The following is a 9,744-nucleotide window of genomic DNA, read 5'->3' on the forward strand; positions in this document are numbered from 1 at the left end:
CGTTCCGTTTTATCAGGTCAGCGCGCGGGCGATCGCCACGAATTCGGCAACGGCCAGGGTTTCGGCGCGGCGGGCGGGGTCGATCCCCAGTGCCGCCAGCGCGTCGAGCGCGCCGGGTAGGCCTTTGAGCGACTGGCGCAACATCTTGCGCCGCTGGCCAAACGCCGCCTCGGTCACGCGTTCCAGCATACGCGCGGAAACGCCGTCGGGCATGGCGCCGGGCGTCACGTGGATTACGGCCGACATGACCTTGGGCGGTGGCGTGAACGCGCTGCGATGCACTTTCATGGCAAGGCGCGGGCGCGCGCGCCATTGCGAAAGGATCGCCAGCCGGCCATAGGCGTCGCTGCCCGCGCCCGCGACGATGCGTTCGGCCACTTCCAACTGGAACATCAGCGTCAGCGAAAGCCAGGGCGGCGGCCAGGCCTGCCCGGAAAGCCAGCCGGTGAACAGCATGGTGCCCACGTTATAGGGCAGGTTGGCCACCACGTGCCACGGCGCGTCGAACAGGGTAGCGGGATCGATCCTGGTGGCATCGCCTTCGATCACGCGCAGCCGACCGGGAAACGCCGCTGCCAGTTCGGCCAGCGCGGGCAGGCAGCGCCGGTCCATCTCGATCGCGGTGACGCGCGCGCCGGCGCGCAGCAGCGCGCGGGTCAGCCCGCCGGGGCCGGGGCCAACTTCCAGCACATGGGCATCTGCCAGCGGCCCGGGAATGGCGGCGATGCGTGCCAGAAGCTGTTCGTCGAACAGGAAATTCTGGCCCAGCGCTTTTGTGGCGAGCAGCCCGTGGCGGTTGACGACGTCGCGAAGGGGCGGAAGGTCCGGCCCGCTCATGCCGTGGCGGCGCGCCGGGCGGCGCAGGCGCCGGCCATGCGAATGGCCGCCATTATCGGCCCCGGCCGGGCCTGGCGGGTGCCGGCAATGCCGAACGCCGTGCCGTGATCGGGTGACGTGCGCACGATCGGCAGGCCCAGGGTAACATTCACCCCGTCATCGAAATCCAGCACTTTCAATGGTATAAGTGCCTGGTCGTGATACATGCAGATGGCCACGTCATAAGTGGCGCGGGCCTGGGCGTGGAACATCGTATCGGCGGGCAGCGGGCCGTGGGCGGCAATGCCCGCACCCTGCAACGCGGTGATCGCCGGGCGGATGTGGGTCTGGTCCTCGTGCCCCATGCGCCCGTCCTCGCCGGCATGGGGATTGAGGCCGGCCACCGCCAGGCGCGGGTTGGCAATGCCGAAATCGCGTGCCAGGGCATGGGCGGCGATCAGGCTGCGGCGGACGATCAGGTCTGCCGTGATCAGGCCGGAAACGGCGTTCAGCGGCACATGCACTGTCACCGGCACGACCTTGAGCGAAGGCCCGGCCAGCATCATGACCGCATCCTCCGGGGCAACGCCGCTGACCTGGCCGACGAATTCGGTCTGCCCGGGATGATTGAAGCCCACGCTTGCCAGCCTTGCCTTGGAAACGGGGGCCGTCACCAGGGCCGAGGTTTCACCCGCGACCGTCAATTGCGTGGCAACGTCGAGGGCATGAAGCGCGATCTGCGCCCCTTCGTCGGTCGGCGCGCCCGGCGTATAGGCCGCTTCGCCCAGATCGAGCACGGGCAGGGCATGGTCGAACGTGGCGAGCGCCTCTTCGAGCGTACGGACCGACCGCACCGGCACGTCGAGCCCCCGGTGCCGCGCCGCCTCGTCCAGTACGCGGCGGCTGCCCACCGCCACGAACGGCTGGAGCCGCGCCATGCCGCGCAGGATCCACGCCGCCGCGATCAGTTCCGGGCCAATGCCGGCGGGATCGCCCTGAGAGATGGCAATGGGGTTCATGGCATTCGGGTTACAGGGCTTTGCGCGCGGGCGGTAGGGGCGATGTCGCGGGTTCGGATAGGGTTGGCCGGGGCCGCCATCACGGCCTAGTTATACTCGATCACCGCATCGCGGCGCAGGTCGCGCAGATAGGTTTGCGCGCGCTTGTTGACGCGGTCGTCTTCCATCTGCGACTGCATTTCCTCGAAGCTCGGGCCGTCCGCCACTTTCGGATCGTCGCGCCCGCACAGCATCAGCACGCGCACGCCGTCCTCGATCGAGCCGAACGGCGGCGTCGCTTCGCCGACCGAAAGCTTGAGTATCGTATCCTGCAGAGCGCCCGGCAGGTCACGCACTTTGACCTGGTCGTTGGTGACGACCGAGGCGCCGATCCGCGCGGCCGCCGCATCGACCTCGCCGCAGCCGCGGATGGTCTTGACGGTGGACGCGAAAGTGGCCGCCTTGGCCGCCGCATCCTTTTCCGTCGTGCCCTTGGGAAACAGCAGCGACATCTGCTTGAGGCTGAGCAAGGCATCGCGGGGATCGGCGGTGAGCACCTGGCGCTTGTCGATCAGGTAGAGGATCGAAAAGCCACCGGGTATGTCGATCGGCCCGGCCAGCTGGCCGGACTGCATCGAAGCGGCGACATTGGCCAGGTCCTGGGGCAACTGGGCCAGCCGGATCCAGCCGAGATCGCCGCCCACGGCCGCGGTCGAGGCTTCGGAATACTGGCGGGCATAAGCCACGAAGCTGCCGCCCTTCTTCAACTGTTCCACGATCTGATTGGCATTGGCCATGACCTGGGCGCGGTTCTGATCGTTGGCGGAAAGATAGATTTCGCCGATCCGGTATTCCTCGGTGCCCTTGGCGGCCTTGAGGCGATCCATCATTTCGCGCACTTCGCCGTCGGACACGTTGATGAACGGCTGCACGTTGCGGCGCAGCAGGCGCTGCCACGACAGTTCGCCGCGGATCTGCCGCTTGAGCGACGCCGACGAAGAGCCGATGGACAGGAGATACTTGTCGAGCGCGGCGGTGTTCTGGCCGAAGTTCTGCTGGGCCACGCGCTCGTAGGTCTGGTTGACCTCCTCGTCATCGACATCGACGCCGGCGGACTTGGCTTCCTGGATTTCCAGCGTTTCGTCGATCAGGTTGCGCAGCACCTGAAGGCGCAGGCGTTCCTGCTCTTCGGCCGAAATCTTGCCGCCGTTGGCATTGACGATCAGCGCCAGGCGCTGGTCGATGTCGGTGCCGGTCAGGATTTCGCCATTGATGATGGCCGTGGCCCGCCGCATGTTGGGATCGCTTTTGCCGAAGATCTGCACATTGGCCGGAATATTGAGCTGGCCCGAAGCATCGGGCGCGCCGCCGGCGGTCTGCGCCAGGGCAAGGCTGCCCGCCACAGGCAAGGCGGCGGTGGCGGCCAGACCCAGTGCCAGAGCGGCCCGGCCAGCCAGACGGCGCATCCGATGAGAAGACAGCCGGTTGATGGACTTCATGACGATGCGAACTTCCTGTCAGGCATGCAGTATGCGATTTATTACGACCGCCCGGGCGTGCAGCCCCCCGGTTTAACCCACGCTGAGTGGCGGCAAGCGGACGGGAATGCAACGCCGGAATTGGCCGGCCCGGGGAAAACTTCGCGCGGCAGGCGGCCCATGGCGGGATTCGCGCGGAGCACAGCCGCGAATGGAACGGGTTCGTTCCATTTCCTGGCCGGTCAGGCCTTGAGCAGGAGGTGATCGCGTTCCCACGACGAGATCACCTCGTCATAGGCGGCCAGCTCGTTGAGCTTGATTTCGTAGAAAGCCTTGATGAACTGTTCGCCCAGCAGGTCAATCACCGGGCGACAATCGATCATCTGCTTGAGCGCGGCATCGAGATTGCGTGGCAGGGTGCGGTCTTCGTCATAGGCATTGCGGGTCATCAGCGGCAGCGGCTCGATCCGCTCGTGCACGCCGATGTAGCCGCAGGCAAGCGTTGCGGCGATCGCGATATAGGGGTTGGCATCGGCGCCGGGCAGGCGGTTTTCGATCCGCGTGTTGCGCGGCGAGCTGACCGGGATGCGCAGCCCGCAACTGCGGTTGTCGAGCCCCCATTGCACGTTGATCGGCGCGCTGTGGGCCGGGCGGATGCGGCGGAAGGAATTGACGTTGGGCGCGAACAGCGGGACCACCTCGGGCAGATAGCGCTGCAGCCCGCCGACGAACCAGCGGAATTCCTGCGTCAAGCCCTCCTGCGTCCCGAAAAGGTTCTGCCCGCTGCCGTCCACGGCGGAAACGTGCAGGTGCATGGCGCTGCCCGGCTGGCTTTCCATCGGCTTGGCCATGAACGTGGCATAGACCCCGTGCTTGAGCGCCACCTGCCGTACGATGCGCTTGAAGATCAGCACCTGGTCGCACAACGCCACCGGATCGCCATGGTTGAAGTTGATTTCCAGCTGCGCGGTGCCGCTTTCGTGGATCATCGTGTCGAGCTGGAGCGAGGCGACTTCGGAATTGTCGTAGATTTCCTCGATGATGTCTTCGTATTCGGTCACCGATTCCAGGCCATAGGGCTGGGGCGAGCTTTCCGCGCGGCCCGAGCGGCCGCGGGGCGGCTGGATCGGCAGATCGGGATCGGAATTGACTTCGGTCAGGTAGAATTCAAGTTCGGGCGCGACGACCATCTGCCAGCCCATCGCTGCATATTTATCGAGCATGCGCTTGAGCACATAGCGCGGCGCGATCTCGAACGCGCTGCCATCGCGGTGCAGCGCATCGGCGACGACGAAGGCCGTGGGGGTGCGGAAACCGGGCGCCACGCAGATCGACCGGATATCGGGCAGAAGCGTGACGTCGGGATCGCGATAGAGGAAATCGTCTTCGTCGGTATCGGCATAGGCACCGGTGATCGTCACGGAAAAGACCGAAGAAGGCAGGCGCAGGCTCCGGTTTCCGACCGAGGCGATGAACTTGTCGGCCGGCCAGACCTTGCCGCGCACCACGCCGTTGATATCGGGAACGAGGCACTCGACCTCGCTGATGCGTTTTTCGCGGATCCAGTCGGCAAAAGCTTCGGTCATGGGATCGTCCAATCGGGAAAGGAGGTGTCAGAGGCGGTCGCGCAGTGCAAAGAAGGTCATGGCGGCCGCCATCGTCGGCCAGCGCAGCAACGTGCCCCCGGGAAAGCGCGGGGCGGGCAGGCGGCCGACCAGGTCGAGCGCGGGCGCGGGCAGCCCCGCCATCGCCGCACCGATTTCGGCGCCGAGCCATGGCGCCAGCACCACGCCAAGCCCGGAAAAACCGCTCAGCGACCAGAGCCCCGGCGCCATTTGCGCGGCATGGGGCAGGCGGTGCGGGGTTATCGACAGCGTGCCGCCCCAGGCATGGTCGATCGGCACATCGGCGAGTTGCGGAAACACCCGGCGCATGTGGGGCCGCACGAAAGTGGCGATATCGGCCGGCAGGCGATAGGAATAGCGCTCCCCCCCGCCAAACAGCAGGCGGTGATCGGGCGTCAGGCGAAAGTAGTAGACGACGAAGCGCGAGTCCGAAACGGCCTGGCCGCCCGGGATCAAGGCCGCGGCCCGTTCCGCCCCCAGCGGCGCCGTGGCGGCGATGAAGTTGTTGATCGGCAGCACATGCGCATCGGCCGCCGGCACCAGCCCCCGGGCATAGCCGCCGGTCGCCACCAGCACCTGGCCCGCGCGTACGCAGCCGCCCGCCGTCTGCACGCGCCAGCCCTGGCCATCGGCGACAATTCCGGTGCAGCGGCTGCGGGGGTGGATCGTCGCACCGGCCTCCCTTGCCGCACGCGCCATCGCCAGCGCCAGCTTCAGCGGATGGAGATGACCGCCGGCCATGTCCAGGCTGCCGCCATGATAGCTGTCGCTGGCGACAAGCGCGCGGATATCGTCGCGGCCCAGCGGTGTCAGCGTATCGTGGCCATAGTCCTGTCGCATGAAGCGCACGTGTTCGTGGGTCTGCGCCACCAGGCCGGGCTTGTGATCGGCATGGACCAGCCCGGGGCGGAAATCGCAATGGTCGGGATCGTGGGCGATCAGACGGTCGAGATCATCGCGCGCGGCGCGGGCCATGCGCCACATCGCAGCGGCGCCTTCCCTGCCCAATCGGCGCGCCAGCCAGTGCTGGTCCTTGTTCCAGCCCGGATGCACCTGCCCGCCGTTGCGCCCAGACGCACCCCAGCCCACCGGCCCGCTTTCCAGCAGAACGACCGAACGCCCGGCCTCCGCCAGCCGCAACGCGGCACCCAGACCTGTGTAGCCCCCGCCGATGATGCAGGCATCGGCCCGCACATCCTGATCCAGCGACGCGCCGGCAAAGGGCGCATGGATGGTGGCGGCGTAATAGGATGGCGGATAGGCCCGCACATCCTCGCCGGTTGGTCCTGCCCGCTCGATGGATCGAGGCGTCAACATTGCCGGCGATGCTATCCTATGCCAGCCGGGGCGACAAGCGAGAGGGCGGGCGTTTTGCGGGCGTTGGTGCGGTGCCCACCATCCCCAACCCCCTCTTCTGAAGAGGGGGTGCTTCAGGCTATCGCATCGGTCAAAGCGGCAGGCCCCATTTCGGGCCGATCCAGACCATCGAGCCATAGAGCGCGATCGTCAGCGCGCAACCGGCGACGAGCGCGGGCCAGAAGCCGGCACCGTGCCGCAAGAGCGCGGGGATCAGCAGGAACATCGGCAGCGAGGGCAGCACATACCAGAACGTGGCCCCGGCATGGGCAGCCATGTTTTCCGCGTCGGGGCGATCCTGCCACAGCCAGATCATGCCCATAACCGATACCAGCGGCAGCGAGGCGATCAGCGCGCCAAAGCCGGGATAGCGCCGGGCAAGCGTGGACGCGGTGGCGACCAGCACGCCGGAAATGGCGGCCTTGAGGGCAAGCTGCAACATGGCGCGCCGATGTTACGGCAGGCGCGCCTGCTTGCATAGCGATGCCTGGCCGAATTTGGCGCTGACTGGAATGGGGAGGATTGGGGCGGGGCTGTCGTTCTCGCGCGACATGTTGAACGGCAGCTTTCGTCAGAAGCCGATGTTCAACGTTAGCCCAGCCGGCGTTCAAGTAAGACAGAACTTGGGCCGTGTCCGGACGTTCGGGATGTACATCGATCAGCTAAGAAGCAGACGTTAACGGTAGAGCATCTCGTTTACACCGAGAGGGTCTGGGATTGGGCCGGGTTCAGACTGACAGCTATTAGCCGCCAAGAATGGAATATCTGCCCTTCGTCGCTTTGGCGCGCTGGGCTTGATTCCGAGTGACGCAAGGCCGTTTTTCCCCGATCTCGCCGCCACTCCGAACGAAGTCACTCAGTGAATGCGGCGACTTCACGAACGAGCCTGTCCAAAGTCCAAGTTTCGAGCGGAACCCCAACAAGCGCTTTTAACTCGGCACTCAATATTGGGTGGGGAATACCCTCCCTGCTCCAATCAACTTTTTTGTCGTTTGTCACGAGCACAACGCGGTCGAACTTCGATCCTCGGTCCTTCGTCAGTAGAAGCGCTTTAAGTAGGTCGAGCCAAATGAAGAAATCCCCGTCTCCGGTGTCCTTGAACCCTGGCGGAGTTTTGGTCTTGTTCCGGGATTCGGCCATCGCGGCAAACCGCTGCCGCGACACATACGAGACCACCGCCTTGGACTTAAGAACCTCGAACAATGAAGTTGTGCGCCGAACGGTCCCGCCGTCATAGGCGTAACCGAACGACTCTCGGAACTCGTCCAACAGCGTTTTGAACTGCGCCGAAAAGTTGCCAAAGGTCGAGTCAACTTTCTCAATCTCGGCTTTGAGCGCGTCGAACTTCTTACTTATACCGCTCGCGATCGACTCTGCTGCGTTGAGATTGTTGTTCCAGAACTCTTGGATGGACTGACCCGGCAGCACAATGGGGGCCGGGTGGCTGGCGCCAAGGTAGTCGATGACACCCTCTTGCGTACCGAGGCGGAGGAACACGCTGGAATCGAGCGCGATCGCTGAACGGCCAAGGCTCACCTCCTTGGGTTCGGGCCGATAAGCGTGTGCCAATGCCGCGAGCGCCTCGATGGGGCGTTCGCGACTCAGTACCGCCATAATTTCGACCTCGAGACGCTCGTTCAGCGCGTCGTCACGGGTACCAAATGTGTCCCGCAGTCTCTGCCAACTCTCCCCCAATTTCCTCAATCGCCCCCGCATCCCAGTCTTCCACTTCTTTCAAGCGATCGCACCACTCACCATCGATAGCGTCCGGCAGCAACCTAGCCTGGAAATCTCCCCAATCTTCGATCCCCTTAGGCCGACGATCGACATCAGCGAGAAAAGTGTTACCAAAAGTCGATGCCCAATAGGCGCCGTCCTCCTCGCTAATTTCGTTCCAATTGGCAGCCTGACGCGTCCAGATGAAATGCAGATTGCCCTTCACCTCCGGCGTCATTGCCCCCTGCAAGACTGATCGGCGCATGAATGACAGAACGCCTTTGTTGAAAGAGCGCTTGGTCAGCTGGTTGACGAAGTCATCCCGGGCGGGATTGAGATCCCGCAGATCGGATACGACGGAATCCCAGCGACCTTCTTCGGCGATTTTTCGGGCTGCCTCACCCAGCCGGCGTTCGACGTTGCCGGTGCCTAGGTTGCCAACGATGATGCGACGTACGACGAGTTGAAGCACGTATTGCATGCCCATCAGTGGATCGGGAACGGCAGCGATGGCAAGCAGAAGCGGCCGCACCGCAATCACACCGAGGCTGTTCAACGCTTGGAATACGGCTAGCGCCTCCGGCTCGGCCGGCCCATCCAGGCTAGGATCAATCATTTGAAGATAGAGAGGGAGCTGACGTTTCAGAATCTCCATGAGTTCGTTCGGCGAGGGCGGATCCTTACCTGCCATGGGCGTGCGGTTCGCGAGAAAACCGAACAGGTCTTTAGGCAGAATGTGCCCGGCTTCGACCGTGACCGCGTGACGGATGAATTGAACAAAGTTATTGGTGCCCTCGTCGGCAAACCGTCGCTGAATACCTTGCCATTCCGCATAGCGCGCGGATCGCTGATTCTCGGCGGTCTGACTGAGAACATAGTTCTTCAGCAGGTCGGCAGTGGTCAATTCCTTGCCGCGAGTGTTAATTACTTCATAGACTTGGTAAGCCGACGATGAGTCGGGGTGTTTGAATACAGCGAAGTATAGACGCTCGGTGAGAAATTTCGTCCATTTCCCTAGCCGCTTAAATGGATCCTCGGCGAGATCCTTTTTGAGCATTCTCGTCAGATAACTGTAGGATTGCACCATTCGGGCGGAGACGGAATCTTCGTCATCGATTTCTGGTGACACGCCATTGTCGAGAATGTGCTGTAGTGTCCCGTCGTCGCGCGTATCGGACAGGCGAACTCTCGGGTCGGTGTCGTCGGAGTCATAATCGATGCAGCGGATGAAATCGGCTTGGATTCGGTCCGCAAGCGCCTTTCGATCGCGCCGCAACGCTTCGTGGTAGATGGCGTTTGCGAGCAGGGTTAGTGTGATGAGACGTTGCTGACCATCGACCACGTATTTGCGGCCGTCCTCTTGACCGTCAGTCAAGATGATAAGGCCGAGAAAATAGGATTCTGAATCCAGATTGTTACGAAGGTCGGTCCAAAAATCGCTGACTTCGTCGCTTCCCCATGAATATTCGCGCTGAAATGGCGGGATCTCGAAGGTGGTGTTGGAAAGCAGCGCGCCTGCACTGCTCGCGGACGCATTCAACGGTGTATGCACTTCACCCCCCCCCCGACCTCGACTCAGCAGAAAATCATTTCCCAGGCGAGGTATCGTTATACCGCCTTAAAGCGCATTCCAAGCTAGAGCATAATCCGACCTGATAGAGTCGTTTGCGGTTCCCTTGGCGCTGAAAATCTGATTCATCCTGTTTGCTGGATAGGAGGCCAGCAGGCATGGTGAGACCGATATCCGAGGATTTG

General features: G+C 63.5%; 8 protein-coding genes. All 8 read right to left on the minus strand.

Going from position 1 to position 9,744, the window contains the following annotated elements:
- Positions 1-12: 12 nt before the first annotated feature.
- The gene (gene rsmA / locus AC3EDY_RS11675) at positions 13-837 is read right to left on the minus strand and encodes a 16S rRNA (adenine(1518)-N(6)/adenine(1519)-N(6))-dimethyltransferase RsmA (RefSeq protein WP_488572664.1); all 825 of its coding nucleotides are present in this window, start codon (positions 835-837) and stop codon (positions 13-15) included.
- The gene (gene pdxA, locus AC3EDY_RS11680; protein ID WP_488572665.1) at positions 834-1,835 is read right to left on the minus strand and encodes a 4-hydroxythreonine-4-phosphate dehydrogenase PdxA; all 1,002 of its coding nucleotides are present in this window, start codon (positions 1,833-1,835) and stop codon (positions 834-836) included. Before pdxA ends, rsmA begins: the two co-directional genes overlap by 4 nt.
- Positions 1,836-1,921: 86 nt before the next feature.
- Positions 1,922-3,280 (minus strand): peptidylprolyl isomerase, encoded by a 1,359-nt coding sequence (locus AC3EDY_RS11685; RefSeq protein WP_488572682.1) that lies wholly within the window; start codon positions 3,278-3,280, stop codon positions 1,922-1,924.
- Positions 3,281-3,534: 254 nt separating this feature from the next.
- Positions 3,535-4,878 (minus strand): glutamine synthetase family protein, encoded by a 1,344-nt coding sequence (locus tag AC3EDY_RS11690; RefSeq protein ID WP_488572666.1) that lies wholly within the window; start codon positions 4,876-4,878, stop codon positions 3,535-3,537.
- Between the two features lie 27 nt (positions 4,879-4,905).
- A complete protein-coding gene (locus AC3EDY_RS11695) occupies positions 4,906-6,234 on the minus strand; it encodes an NAD(P)/FAD-dependent oxidoreductase (RefSeq protein WP_488572667.1) in 1,329 nt (442 codons plus the stop codon).
- 130 nt (positions 6,235-6,364) lie between these two features.
- The gene (locus tag AC3EDY_RS11700; protein WP_488572668.1) at positions 6,365-6,715 is read right to left on the minus strand and encodes a DUF3147 family protein; all 351 of its coding nucleotides are present in this window, start codon (positions 6,713-6,715) and stop codon (positions 6,365-6,367) included.
- Between the two features lie 410 nt (positions 6,716-7,125).
- Positions 7,126-7,887, minus strand: a complete 762-nt coding sequence (locus AC3EDY_RS11705) for a PIN-like domain-containing protein (RefSeq protein ID WP_488572669.1) — start codon at positions 7,885-7,887, stop codon at positions 7,126-7,128.
- A gap of 34 nt (positions 7,888-7,921) precedes the next feature.
- Positions 7,922-9,541, minus strand: a complete 1,620-nt coding sequence (locus AC3EDY_RS11710; RefSeq protein ID WP_488572670.1) for a DUF262 domain-containing protein — start codon at positions 9,539-9,541, stop codon at positions 7,922-7,924.
- Positions 9,542-9,744: the final 203 nt, after the last annotated feature.

The organism is Novosphingobium sp. DS6-6, assembly GCF_057784975.1.